The 13,245-nt window shown below is 64.5% G+C and carries 10 protein-coding genes; 7 read left to right on the top strand and 3 right to left on the bottom strand.

The annotated features are described in order from the left end of the window. Positions 1 to 8: 8 nt before the first annotated feature. Positions 9 to 419 (top strand): VOC family protein, encoded by a 411-nt coding sequence (locus ACQR1E_RS13690; RefSeq protein ID WP_315718013.1) that lies wholly within the window; start codon positions 9 to 11, stop codon positions 417 to 419. Between the two features lie 25 nt (positions 420 to 444). Here the strand turns inward: ACQR1E_RS13690 and ACQR1E_RS13685 are convergent, their stop codons facing one another. The 3 genes from ACQR1E_RS13685 to ACQR1E_RS13675 all read right to left on the bottom strand — a co-directional run bounded on the left by ACQR1E_RS13685 (position 445) and on the right by ACQR1E_RS13675 (position 5,426). Next, entirely contained in the window at positions 445 to 1,983 is a 1,539-nt protein-coding gene (locus ACQR1E_RS13685; RefSeq protein WP_315750207.1) for a SpoVR family protein, read from the bottom strand. Further along, complete coding sequence (locus ACQR1E_RS13680; protein WP_315718011.1) at positions 1,980 to 3,257, bottom strand: YeaH/YhbH family protein; 1,278 nt, start codon at positions 3,255 to 3,257, stop codon at positions 1,980 to 1,982. The genes ACQR1E_RS13685 and ACQR1E_RS13680 overlap by 4 nt, the downstream gene beginning before the upstream one ends. Positions 3,258 to 3,482: 225 nt before the next feature. Then, complete coding sequence (locus ACQR1E_RS13675) at positions 3,483 to 5,426, bottom strand: PrkA family serine protein kinase (protein ID WP_315718010.1); 1,944 nt, start codon at positions 5,424 to 5,426, stop codon at positions 3,483 to 3,485. A gap of 600 nt (positions 5,427 to 6,026) precedes the next feature. Between ACQR1E_RS13675 and ACQR1E_RS13670 the strand changes: the two genes are divergently transcribed. From ACQR1E_RS13670 to ACQR1E_RS13645, 6 genes are all read left to right on the top strand, one after another. Then, positions 6,027 to 6,476, top strand: coding sequence for a hypothetical protein (locus ACQR1E_RS13670; protein ID WP_434897170.1), 450 nt, complete (start codon positions 6,027 to 6,029; stop codon positions 6,474 to 6,476). 80 nt (positions 6,477 to 6,556) lie between these two features. Then, complete coding sequence (locus ACQR1E_RS13665) at positions 6,557 to 9,403, top strand: bifunctional transaldolase/phosoglucose isomerase (RefSeq protein ID WP_434897169.1); 2,847 nt, start codon at positions 6,557 to 6,559, stop codon at positions 9,401 to 9,403. 14 nt (positions 9,404 to 9,417) lie between these two features. Further along, positions 9,418 to 10,455, top strand: a complete 1,038-nt coding sequence (gnd, locus tag ACQR1E_RS13660) for a phosphogluconate dehydrogenase (NAD(+)-dependent, decarboxylating) (RefSeq protein ID WP_315718007.1) — start codon at positions 9,418 to 9,420, stop codon at positions 10,453 to 10,455. Beyond that, entirely contained in the window at positions 10,452 to 11,975 is a 1,524-nt protein-coding gene (gene zwf, locus ACQR1E_RS13655) for a glucose-6-phosphate dehydrogenase (RefSeq protein ID WP_316172473.1), read from the top strand. The genes gnd and zwf overlap by 4 nt, the downstream gene beginning before the upstream one ends. A 2-nt stretch (positions 11,976 to 11,977) precedes the next feature. Then, positions 11,978 to 12,727: a 6-phosphogluconolactonase gene (pgl, locus tag ACQR1E_RS13650; RefSeq protein ID WP_316172474.1), complete on the top strand. Its 750-nt coding sequence runs from the start codon at positions 11,978 to 11,980 to the stop codon at positions 12,725 to 12,727. Positions 12,728 to 12,749: 22 nt separating this feature from the next. After that, on the top strand, positions 12,750 to 13,244 hold the full coding sequence (locus tag ACQR1E_RS13645) for a gluconokinase (protein ID WP_315718004.1): 495 nt from the start codon (positions 12,750 to 12,752) through the stop codon (positions 13,242 to 13,244). Position 13,245: the final 1 nt, after the last annotated feature.

Below are 13,245 nucleotides of genomic sequence, written 5' to 3'. Positions count from 1 at the left end.
GAGAGATCGTGACCAATGATGTAAAGAGGGTGTCCGCATTTCGCGCCATTCGCGCCATCGACTACACGGTGATCCTCGCCCGCGACTGGGACGTCATGCGGCAGTTCTACGAGGAGGTCCTGGGCTTTCCGCTGCTCCGGGAACTGTCGCAGGGGTGGATCGAATTTCAGATCGGCCCCAACACGCTCGCGCTCGCTCGGCCGCAGCGGCTGACATCGGACCGGCCGACACCGCCGGGAAGCGCGGCGCTTCAACTCGCCTTCAAGGTGGGACGCGACGACGTCGACCGCTGCGCGGCCGAGCTGACGGAGAAGGGCGTCGCGCTCCTGGAGCAGCCGAGGGACCAGCCCTTCGGCCATCGGACGCTGTTCTTCAGGGATCCCGACGGCAATCTGCTGGAGATCTTCGCGGAAATCTGACGTCGCTCAGGGCTTGGCGGCCGCGCTAGGCGGCCGCCGGTTGTATCCGGGGATTGAGCACGTACTCCTTCAGCACCTTGTCGGTGGCGGCGTCGACTTCGACCAGCGACACGTCGTAGCTCCAGAGATCGGCGAGATGCTGCAGCACGCGCTTGGTGTCGGTCTCGTTGAGCTGGGCGCCCTTGACCACCGTATGTCGCAGCATCAGGCGGCGATCGCCGGCGAGATCGACATCGACCACCTCGATGTTAGGATCGATGTAGCCGACATCGTACTGTTTCGACAGCTCGCGCCGGATGCGGCGATAGCCGCGCTCGTCGTGGATGGCGTCGACCAGGATGCCGGCGCGTTCGGCCGGATCGTCATGCAAATGGAACAGCTTGAAGCGCCGGATCAGGTTGGGGCTGAGGAACTGGCTGATGAAGCTCTCGTCGCGATAATTCGCCCAGACGTCACGCAGCACCGCCATTTCGTCGCCGGTGCCGGCGATGTCCGGAAACCACTCGCGATCCTCGTCGGTCGGGTCCTTCACGATGCGCTCGATGTCCTGCATGATCGCAAAGCCGAGCGCATACGGGTTGAAGCCGGAGAAGCGCGGATCGTCGAACTCCGGCTGGAACACGACGTTGGTGTGCGACTGCAGGAACTCCAGGAAGTTGCCGTCGGTGAGGCGGCCGTCCTGGTGCAGCCGGTTCATGATGCGATAGTGCACATAGGTCGCCGTGCCCTCGTTCATGACCTTGGTCTGGCCCTGCGGATAGAAATACTGCGCGATGTGGCGAACGATGCGCAGCAACTCGCGCTGCCAGGGCGCCAGCCGCGGCGCGGTCTTCTCCAGGAAATAGAGCAGGTTCTCCTGCGGGAGGCCGAGCAGCGCGCGACGGCGCTCGACGTTCAGCATCGCATTGGTCTTGACCGGGCCGGTCGGCACCGTGCGCCAGAGATCGTTGAACTGGCCCTCCTCGTAGAGCCTGCGCTTGCCGGCGCGCTTCTCCTCCTCGCGGAAGTCGAGCTTCTTCTTGCCCGGATAGCGGTCGACGCCGTGCGACATCAGCGCATGCGCCGCGTCGAGCGTATGCTCGACCGCGAGCCGGCCATAACGCTCCTCGCATTGCGCGATGTAGCCGCGGGCGAAATCGAGATAGTCGAGGATGCCGTCGGCGTCGGTCCACTGCTTGAACAGGTAGTTGTTCTTGAAGAAATGGTTGTGGCCGAACGCCGCGTGCGCGATCACCAAGGTCTGCATCGTCGCCGTGTTCTCCTCCATCAGATAGGAGATACAGGGCGAGGAGTTGATCACGATCTCATAGGCGAGGCCCATCAGGCCCTTGCGGTACGAGGCCTCGTGATAGGCGAAGTGTTTGCCGAACGACCAGTGCTTGTAGAACAGGGGCATGCCGACCGAGGAATAGGCGTCGAGCATCTGCTCGGCCGTGATCACCTCGATCTGGTTGGGATAGGTGTCGAGCCCGAGCTCCTTCTCGGCGACGGCTTCGCAGGCATCGTGGATGCGCTGCAGGGTGAGGAAATTCCAGTCTGCGCCCTCGAACAGCAGCCCGCTCATGACGCCGCCCTCTCCTGCGTGGTGCCGCGACGCTGAAACAGGTCGTGGAACACCGGGAAGATCTCGCTGCGGTCGCGGACCTTGCGCATCGACAGCGGCTCGCCATTGGCGCGCAGCCGCTCATACAGCGACCACAGCGCCGAGTCAGGCATCTCGAACGAATAGGTGCCGGATTCGCCGACCTCGAGATAGGCGAAGAACTGCGACACCGGCAGGATGTTGTCGGTCAAGAGCCGCGCGACGTTCTCGGAATCCGAGGTGGCGTTGTCGCCGTCGGAGGCCTGCGCCGCGTAGATGTTCCAGTCCGAGGGGCGGAAGCGCGAGCGGACGATGTCGTGCATGCATTGCAGGGCGCTCGACACCAAGGTGCCGCCGGACGCCGGTCCGTAGAAGAACGTCTGCTCGTCGACCTCCTCGGCGCGATCGGTATGGCGGATGAAGACGATCTCGACATGGCGGTAGCGCCGGGTCAGGAACACGTAGAGCAGCATGTAGAACCGCTTGGCGAGGTCCTTCATGTGCTCCGACATCGAGCCGGACACGTCCATCAGGCAGAACATCACGGCCTGTGCGATCGGCTTCGGCACGGCCTCGAAGCGCCGGTAGCGGATGTCGATCGGATCGATGAAGGGGATGCGCTTGGCCTTCGCCTTCAGCGCCTCGATCTCGGCCAGAAGCGCGGCGCGCTTGTCGTCGTCGGTCTCCTGCTCCAGCTGGGCTTCGAGTTCGGCAATCGCCTCCGGCCGCGGACGGCGCAGCGCGACGCGGCGGGCCAAGGCGCGGGTGACGGTGCGGCTGATCGAGATATTGGCCGGCGAACCCGAGGTCGAATAGCCCGCGCGTACCAGCCCCTCGCTCTCGGCCTCGGCGAATTTGCGCTTGGCGAGATCGGGCAGCTCGAGATCGTCGAGGAAGAGGTTGACGAACTCCTCCTTGCTCAGCACGAAGCGGAACGCGTCCTCGCTGTCGCCTTGTCCGGGCGCCGACTTGCGGCCGCTGCCGTCGCCGGAGCGCGGCAGGATGTCGCCTTCGACGAACTTCTTGTTGCCGGGCAACACCATGTCGCGGGTGCCGCCCTCGCGGCGGAAGCGAGGCTCGTCCATGCCGTCGAGCGGGATCGAGACCTCGCCGCCCTCCAGCACGTCCTTGATGTCGCGGTCCTGCGAGGTCTTCTTGACCGCTCCCTGAACCAGGGCCTTGGCGCGGCGCAAAAATCGCTGGCGATTTTCGAGACTTTTGCCGCCCGGATTCAGGCGCCGATCAATGATGTGCATGACCACGTTCCATACGCCTCCTGCTGCAGCGGCTTCGACTCCTGCTCTCCCCCGCCGCGATGCCGCGGTGCAGTATCGGACCCGACACTGCAACGGCACCCTCTGCCTGTCCGACGCCTCCCAGCGAAGCTCAGCGTCGAACGTTTCGCTCGTTTCGTAGCCCTGGCGCCGACGTCAGACCGATGGCCTGCCGCACCTGCAGTGAACATCGGCGCCGGACCACGATCAACCCGCCTGCTTCACGCGCATGTACCACTCGACCAGCCGGCGGACCTGCCGCTCGGTGTAGCCGCGTTCGACCATGCGCGCGACGAAGTCGTCGTGCTTCTTCTCGGTCTCGCCGTCCTTCTTGGTACCGAACGAGATGACCGGAAGCAGATCCTCGACCTGCGAGAATATCCTCTTTTCGATGACTTCGCGGATCTTTTCGTAGGAGGTCCAGGACGGATTTTTGCCACCATTCTGGGCCCGGAAGCGCAGCGAGAACTTGACAACCTCGTTGCGGAAATCCTTCGGGTTGGCGATCCCGGCCGGCTTCTCGATCTTGGTCAGCTCCTGGTTCAGCAGCTCGCGATTGAGCAGCTGTCCCGTATCGGGATCCTTGAAGTCCTGATCTTCGATCCAGGCGTCGGCGTAGTCGACGTAGCGGTCGAACAGGTTCTGGCCGTAATCGGAGTAGGATTCCAGATAGGCCTTCTGGATCTCGTGACCGATGAACTCGGCGTAGCGCGGCGCCAGATCCGCCTTGATGAATTCGAGGTAGCGCTTCTCGATCTCCTCGGGCAGTTGCTCGCGCTTGATCGACTGTTCCAGCACGTACATCAGATGCACGGCATCGGCCGACACTTCCGCCGTGTCGTGATTGTAGGTCGCAGCCAGCACCTTGAAGGCAAAGCGGGTGGAGATGCCGTCCATGCCCTCGTCGACGCCGGCAGCGTCGCGATATTCCTGCACGCTGCGCGCCTTCGGATCGGACTCCTTGAGGCTCTCGCCGTCATAGACCCGCATCTTGGCGTACAACGTCGAATTCTCGTGCTTGCGCAGGCGCGACATCACCGAGAATCTGGCGAGCGTGTCCAAGGTCGCCGGCGCACAGGGCGCGGCGGAGAGCTCGGAGCCCTGGATCAGCTTCTCATAGATCTTGCGCTCCTCGGTGACGCGCAGGCAGTACGGCACCTTGATGACGCAGATGCGGTCGATGAAGGCCTCGTTGTTCTTGTTGGTCTTGAAGCTCTGCCACTCCGCCTCGTTGGAGTGGGCGAGGATCACGCCATTGTAGGGAATCGCGCCGATGTTCTCGGTGCCGATATAGTTGCCCTCCTGCGTCGCCGTCAGCAGCGGATGCAGCATCTTGATCGGCGCCTTGAACATCTCGACGAATTCGAGGATGCCCTGGTTGGCGCGGTTGAGGCCGCCCGAATAGGAGTAGGCGTCGGGATCGTTCTGGGCGTAGGTTTCGAGCTTGCGGATGTCGACCTTGCCGACCAGCGAGGAGATGTCCTGGTTGTTCTCGTCGCCGGGCTCGGTCTTGGCGATGCCGATCTGGCGCAGCCGCGACGGCTGGATCTTGGCGACGCGGAACTGCGAGATGTCGCCGCCGAAGGCTTCGAGCCGCTTGTAGCACCACGGGCTCATCAGGCCCGACAGGCGGCGGCGCGGAATGCCGTATTTCTCCTCGAGCATCGGGCCCAGCGTGTCGGGATCGAACAGGCCGAGCGGCGACTCGAACACGGGGCTCAACTCATCTCCCGCCTTGAGCACGTAGATCGGATGAGTTTCCATCAACTGCTTCAGCCGTTCGGCGAGCGACGACTTGCCGCCGCCGACCGGTCCGAGCAGATAGAGGATCTGCTTGCGCTCTTCGAGACCCTGCGCGGCGTGCCGGAAGAAGCCGACGATGCGCTCGATCGTGTCTTCCATGCCGTAGAAGCCGGCGAACGCGGGATACAGCCGAACCGTCCGGTTCAAAAAAATACGGCCAAGGCGTGGGTCCTTGGCCGTATCGATCATCTGAGGCTCACCGATCGCAGCTAGTAGTCGTTCAGCGGCGTTCGCGTATCGCATCGGGTCGGTTCGACACGATTCTAGATATTCCTGCATCGACATGTCGGTCTGGCTGCGTGCCTCGAACGACCTTGCGAACGCGTTGAACAACGAATCGTTGTACATGATCCCTCTCCACGTAGGTTCCGCTGCACTGCTGCAACGGGCCGAGATCCAAGTACGTTCCTGCTGATCCCGAACCGACTCAGAGTGAAGCGCGCTAGCCCCCATTGGGCACCGTCTTCGTCCTTTTCCGCAACGCAAAGTGCATGCAGCATATGCCCTATCAACATGCACTTCGCTCAATAGTTCGGCAAAAGCCGGCCGACTCTCTCCATTTGTACCCCATTGTCTCTGCTTCGCAACATCCGCAATACCCCGGCACCGTAGTCTTCCTGCGCCGCACAAGGTGTTGTGAAGCCACGTGAACTGGCGGCGAGACAGCACCGGGATCAGTCTGTCTTCCGGAAGTGAACCGCGAGTGAACGCCAACGGTCGCGCAGCTGCGCCAGGCAGCGAATGTCTCATTCGCGGCGCGACATGATGCGCGCCGGCCACGGTGGTCGAACAGATGGCCCCGCTGCGCGCACGTCAACCATCGCTCACGCGACGCCATCGTGATCAGGCGAGCGATGAACGCGCGCATCTCACAGCCATTCGCACATGTTCACCGCTAGAACCGAATGCCGTGACGTAACGCGCGGCCGAAACCGGACGGATCACTCGATGCTGATCATTGCCATGATCAGGTTGCGGCTCGCCACCGAATGTCTGCAAGCAGAAAGCATCATGGGTTATCCGCCGATCACGAGCCGCAGCCGACGCGACAATCGCAAGACGCTCGCCTTGATCCGTGACGTGAGGCACCATTACCCAGAACACATGTGGCCGCTTTCCGGCATTGCAAGGCGGAGAAGGTTTGATCGACGGCATTTGCTCGCCACGATGGGAGACCTCCGGCGCGCGGGTGTCGCGGAGGCCGACGCGAGCCGAACGCTGGCCGCGCTTGGCGAACCTTCCCCACGCCTTGGTCGAACGGTCGGCAGCAGGCTTCAGGCTGCCTGCACGTCTCCCGCGGGCGCGCGCCGCCGGCACGTCGAGCCCGGCGCGAAGCTCTTGGGATTCCAGAGGGATCAATCCATTATGAATGGCGTTCTCCTGTGGGCTGGCGCATAGTTGTTCATGTGAGGTCCACGACCTGGCAGGCTGCCAGGCGGGAACCCAAAAAAGCAAGCCGACGCACATAGATAGGCATCATGAATCCGGTCAAAGCTCTCGAAGAACACGGCCAGGCGGTCTGGCTCGATTTCCTCGCACGCGGCTTCGTCGCCAGGGGCGACCTCAAGCGGCTGATCGACGAGGATGGCGTCAAGGGCGTCACCTCGAATCCCGCGATTTTCGAGAAGGCGATCGGCAGCTCCGACGAATATGACGCACCGATCGCCACGGCGCTGAAGAACGGCGATCGATCGCCGACGCAGCTGTTCGAGGCCGTTGCCGTCGAGGACATCCAGAATGCCGCCGACGTGCTGCGGCCCGTCTATGACCGCTTCGATGGCAATGACGGCTTCGTCAGCCTCGAAGTCTCGCCGTATCTGGCGATGGACAGCAAGGGCACGATCACCGAGGCCGAGCAGCTCTGGACGGCGGTCGACCGCAAGAATCTGATGATCAAGGTGCCGGCGACGGACGCCTGCCTGCCGGCCATTCAGCACCTGATCTCCAGGGGCATCAGCGTCAACATCACCTTGCTGTTTTCGCAAGACGTCTATCAGCAGGTTGCCGAAGCCTACATTGCCGGCCTCGAAGCCTACGTCGGCGCCGGCGGCGATCCGTCGCACGTCGCCAGCGTGGCCTCGTTCTTCGTCAGCCGCATCGACAGCGTGGTCGACAAGCAGCTGGACGAGAAGATCGCCCAGGCCAACGATCCCTCGGAGAAGGAGCGGCTGGCGGCGCTCAAGGGCAGGATCGCCATCGCCAACGCCAAGATGGCGTATCAGGATTACAAGCGGCTGTTCGCAGGCGCGCGCTGGGAGCGGCTGGCCGAGCAAGGCGCCAAGCCGCAGCGGCTGCTCTGGGCCTCCACAGGTACCAAGAACAAGGATTACAGCGATGTCCTCTATGTCGAGGAGCTGATCGGGCCGAACACCGTCAACACCGTGCCGCCGGCCACGCTGGACGCCTTCCGCGATCACGGAGAGGTGCGCGACAGCCTGGAGGAAGACGTCGACGCCGCCCAGGCCGCCCTGGAGGATCTGGCGAAGACCGGCATCTCGCTCGACGACATCACCGCAGATCTCGTGGTCGACGGCGTCAGGCAGTTCGCGGACGCCGCCGACAAGCTCTACGGCGCGGTTGCGCACAAGCGCGCCGTCGTGCTGGGGACAGGACTTGGGCAGCAGACGATCGCCGTTGCTGCTGATCTCGAGAAGAAGGTCGCCTCCGCGACCGAGGACTGGCGCAAGGACGCCAGGATCCGCCGGCTCTGGCATAAGGATGCGACGGTCTGGACCGGCCATGACGAGCACAAATGGCTGGGCTGGCTGACCAGCGCGGAGAAAGCCGATATCGCCGATTATGAGGACTATGCGCAGCGGGTGAAGGGACAGAAGTTTTCCGACGCCGTGGTCCTTGGCATGGGCGGCTCCAGCCTCGGGCCGGAAGTGCTCGCCGAGACGTTCCCGCGCAGGGCCGGCTTCCCCAGGCTGCACGTGCTCGATTCCACCGACCCCGCGCAGGTGCGCGCGATGGAGAAGGCGATCGACATCACCCGTACGGTGTTCATCGTCTCCTCGAAGTCGGGCGGCACCACCGAGCCGAACGCGATGAAGGACTACTTCTTCGCGCGCGTCTCCGAGGCGATCGGGCCGAAGAAGGCCGGCCATCGCTTCATTGCCGTGACCGATCCCGGCTCGTCGCTGGAGAAGGCGGCCAAGGCGCAAGGCTTCGCCCGCATCTTCCACGGCGAGCCGACCATCGGCGGCCGCTATTCGGTGCTGTCGCCGTTCGGCCTGGTGCCGGCCGCCACCGCCGGCATCGACGTGCGCAGGCTGATTACGCAGGCGCTGTCAATGGTGCGCTCCTGCGGGCCCGACGTGCCGCCGCCGCAGAACCCGGGCGTTCAGCTCGGCTTGGCGATGGGTCTCGCCGGCCTCGAAGGCCGCGACAAGATAACGATCTTCGCCTCGCCCAAGATCGCCGATTTCGGTGCCTGGGCCGAGCAGTTGATCGCGGAGTCCACGGGCAAGGAAGGCAAGGGCCTCATCCCGATCGATGGCGAGCCAGTCGCCTCGCCCGAGGTCTACGGTCATGATCGCTTCTTCATCGACATCAGGATCGGCGGCGACGACGTGGCCGGCCATGATGCAAAGCTCGCCGCGCTCGAGGAGGCCGGCCATCCGGTCGTGCGCATCGTCATGAAGTCGATCGACCAGCTCGGCCAGGAATTCTTCCGCTTCGAAATGGCGACCGCCGTTGCCGGCGCCGTGCTCGGCATCAACCCGTTCGACCAGCCCGACGTCGAATCGGCCAAGATCAAGACCCGCGAGCTGACGGCGGCGTTCGAGCAGAGCGGCGCGCTGCCGGCCGAGGAGCCGGTGGTCTCGATCAAGGGCTGCGAGCTCTACACGGATGCACAGAACGTCGAGAGCCTGCGCGAGCATGGCGCCGACGGCACGCTCGCGTCCTGGCTGAAGGCGCATCTCGGCCGCGCCGGCGACGGCGACTACATCGCCCTGCTCGGCTATATCGACCGCAACGCAGGCAATATCGACACGCTGCAGCGGATCCGGCTGAGGCTGCGCGATGCCAAGCACCTCGCCACCTGCGCCGAGTTCGGTCCGCGCTTCCTGCACTCGACCGGCCAGGCCTACAAGGGCGGTCCGGACAGCGGCGTGTTTCTCCAGATCACGGCCGACGATGCCCAGGATCTGCCGATCCCCGGGCAGAAGGCGAGCTTCGGCGTGATCAAGGCGGCGCAGGCGCGCGGCGACTTCGACGTACTCACCGAGCGCGGGCGTAGGGCTCTTCGGGTCCATCTCAAGGGCAATCTGAAATCGGGCCTGAAGATGCTCGACAGCGCGATCAGTGAAGCGCTGAGCTAGGAAGGGCATCGTCGATGCAATTGGGAATGATCGGTCTCGGGCGGATGGGCGGCAACATCGTGCGCCGCCTGATGCGCGCCGGACACGCCTGCGTGGTCTATGATCGCGACGCAAAGGCCGTCGCCGCGCTGGTTTCCGAGGGCGCCACCGGCGCCGCGAGCCTCGAGGAGTTCGTCGGCAAACTCGCCCTCCCGCGGCACGCCTGGGTCATGCTGCCGGCCGGCAAGATCACGGAAGCCACCGTCGAGCAGCTCACCAAGCTGATGAGCCGAGACGACGTCGTCATCGACGGCGGCAACAGTTTCTGGCAGGACGACGTCCGCCGCGGCAAGGCGCTCAAGGAGCGCGGTCTGCACTACGTCGACGTCGGCACCTCCGGCGGAGTCTGGGGCCTCGACCGCGGCTACTGCATGATGATCGGCGGCGACAAGCCGGTCGTCGACCGGCTCGATCCGATCTTCGCGACGCTAGCGCCAGGCATCGGCGACATCCCGCGCACACCGGGCCGTGACGGCCGCGACCCGCGCGTCGAACAGGGCTACATCCATGCGGGGCCGACTGGCGCCGGCCATTTCGTCAAGATGATCCACAACGGCATCGAATATGGCCTGATGCAGGCCTATGCCGAGGGCTTCGACATCCTCAGGAATGCGAACAGCGCGGCGCTGCCCGAGGCGCATCGCTTCGACTTCGATCTCGCTGACATCGCCGAGGTGTGGCGCCGCGGCAGCGTCATTCCGTCCTGGCTGCTCGACCTCACCGCCAGCGCGCTCGCGCGGCAGCCCGGTCTGGAGAAATATTCCGGCTACGTCGAGGATTCCGGCGAGGGCCGCTGGACCGTGAATGCGGCGATCGACGAAGCGGTGCCGGCCGAGGTGTTGACCGCCGCCTTGTTCGCCCGTTTCCGCTCGCGCCAGGAGCACACCTTCGCGGAAAAGATTCTCTCGGCGATGCGCGAAGGCTTTGGCGGGCACAAGGAGCCTGAACAGCACCCAGACCCGGCGCGCCAGAGCGCGCCCGAGATCGTCAAGCCCAGGGACGACCGCGCGTGACCCCGCTGCATCCGCACCAGCCGCAACATCAGAAGCCTGACGCTTGCGCCTTCGTGATCTTCGGTGTGACCGGCGATCTGACCCATCGGCTCGTCTTGCCATCGCTTTACAATCTCGCGGCCAATCATCTGCTGCCGGACAGGTTCTGCATCGTCGGCATTGCCCGCAAGGGCATGTCGAGCGAGCAACTGCGCGACAATCTCATGGAAGGCCTACGCAAATACGCCACACGCCCGATCGAGGATGAGATCGCGCAGCGCCTGTTGCAATGCGTGACTGCGATTGAGGCCGATCCGAAGGAGCCGGAAAGCTTCGATCAGTTGAAGGCGAAGCTGGAAAAGCTGGAAGCCGCGCGGGAGACCCACGGCAATCGGCTGTTCTATCTCGCGACGCCGCCGAGCGCCTTTGCGCCGATCGCGCAACAGCTCGGGCGCGTCGGGTTGCTGCGCGAGGACGGCAAGGCTTGGCGCCGCCTCGTGGTGGAAAAGCCGTTCGGCACCGACCTCGCCTCGGCCAAGAAGCTGAACGACGAGCTTCTGCAGCTCGTGACCGAGCACCAGATCTACCGGATCGATCATTACCTCGGCAAGGAGACGGTGCAGAACATCCTGGTGCTGCGTTTCGCCAATGGCATGTTCGAGCCGATCTGGAACAGGCATCACATCGACCACGTGCAGATCACCGTCGAGGAGAAGCTCGGCGTCGGCACGCGCGGCAGCTTCTACGACGCGACCGGCGCGCTGCGCGACATGGTCCCCAACCATCTCTTCCAATTGCTGTCGCTGGTGGCGATGGAGCCGCCGGCACGGTTCGATGCGCATACCGTCCGCTCCGAGAAGGCGGAGGTGCTGTCGGCGATCCAGCCGTTGAGCGAACGGGAGGCGCTGCTCAATTCGGTGCGCGGCCAGTACACGGCTGGCATGATCGGCGACGCCGAGCTGCCCGACTATCTGAGGAGCAAGGACGTCCGCCCCAACAGCACCACCGAGACCTATGCCGCCTTCAAGCTCACGATCGACAATTGGCGCTGGGCCGGCGTTCCGTTCTATCTGCGCACCGGCAAGGCGCTCGGCGCCAAGCGCACCGAGGTCGCGATCAAGTTCCGCCAGGCGCCGTTCGCGATGTTCAGTTGCACGCCGATCGAGACCTTGGCCGAGAACTATCTGGTCATCGGCATCGAGCCGACCCAGAGCATCACGCTGCAGTTCAACACCAAGGTGCCCGGCCCCACCATCCGCACCGATGGCGTGCAGATGAAGTTCAATTACAAGGACTATTTCCAGGCCGAGCCCGCCACCGGCTACGAGACGCTGATCTATGACTGCATGATCGGCGACAACATCCTGTTCCAGCGCGCCGACAGCGTCGAGGCCGGCTGGAAGGCCGTCGAGCCGTTCATCGGGGCGTGGAAGAAGGCCGGCCGCGATGGCCTGCATTCCTACGCGGCCGGCAGCGAGGGACCTGAGGCGGCGGCCGATCTCCTGGCCCGCGACGGCCGCAGCTGGCGCAAGCTGGTTTAGCCGTGGTCGGGCCGCAGAACCGCAAACTCGTGCGAGTCGCGGACCAGGCGACGATGGCGAGGGTCGCGGCCGAACATCTCCTGGCCCGCATCGACGCAAATCCGGGGACCATAGCCGTCTGCCTCACCGGGGGATCGAGCCCGAGGCAGCTTTATCAGCTGCTGGCGACGGACGCCTATCGCGAGCGGATTGCATGGCCGCGCGTGCACTGGTTCATCGGCGACGAGCGCTATGTTCCGGCCGGAGATCCCCTGCACAACATGACCATGGCCCGCCACGCGTTCCTCGATGCCTGCGCGCCGGCCGCCAACATCCACCCGATCGCGACCGATAGGTCGGACCCGGAGGCCAGTGCCCGCGACTATCAGCGCACGCTGGAAGCGTTCTACGGCGCCGGGCGGCTCGCCCCCGCGCGGCCGCTGTTCGACCTTGTGCTGCTCGGCATCGGCCCCGACGGCCATGTCGCGTCGCTATTCCCCGGTTTTCCCGCCGTTGATGTCGCCGATCGCTGGGTCGTCGGCGTCGACAAGGCTCACGTCGCTCCCTTCGTGCCGCGGATCAGCCTGACCTTGCCTGCGCTCGCCTCCTGCCGAACCATGCTGTTTGAGATCGCCGGTACCGACAAGCGCGCGATCATGACGCGGGTGCTGGCCGGTGAGGACCTGCCGGCCAATCGCGCCCGCTCAAATCGGGAGACGATCCTGCTCATCGACAGCGAGGCCTGGCCGGAGGGGCGAAGTGGCGACATCTGACCTGCCCCATGCGCTCGTCATCATGGGCGTGTCCGGCTCCGGCAAGAGCACGATCGGGAAAACATTGGGGCAACGCCTCGGCTGGCGCTTCGAGGATGGCGACAGCTTTCACCCGCCCGCAAACGTCGCCAAGATGAGCGCCGGCCACCCGCTCACGGACGAGGATCGCTGGCCCTGGCTGCAGGCGATTGCCCAGGAGATCGCGCGTTGCCGTACTGCGGGCCAGCACATCATCATCGCCTGCTCTGCACTCAAGAAGGCCTATCGCGATATCCTGGTCGGCGGCTGTAACGATGTCCGCATGGTCTATCTCCAAGGCAGTCAGGAGCTGATCGGCGGACGGATGAGCCATCGCAAGGGGCACTTCATGCCGCCGGGCCTGCTCGCCAGCCAATTCGCCACCCTGGAACCACCTGACGCCGCCGAGCGTCCCATTACAGTCTCGGTCGACGCGCCAGTCGCGGCGATCGTGGACGACATCATGCAACAGCTTCACGCCGGTCGGGGCTGCGCCTGAC

Origin of the sequence: Bradyrhizobium sp. HKCCYLRH1030, assembly GCF_051168395.1 — a bacterium.
GTDB lineage: Bacteria > Pseudomonadota > Alphaproteobacteria > Rhizobiales > Xanthobacteraceae > Bradyrhizobium.
The sequence above is the reverse complement of the archived record's forward strand: the minus strand, read 5'-3'. Positions and strand labels throughout refer to the sequence as shown.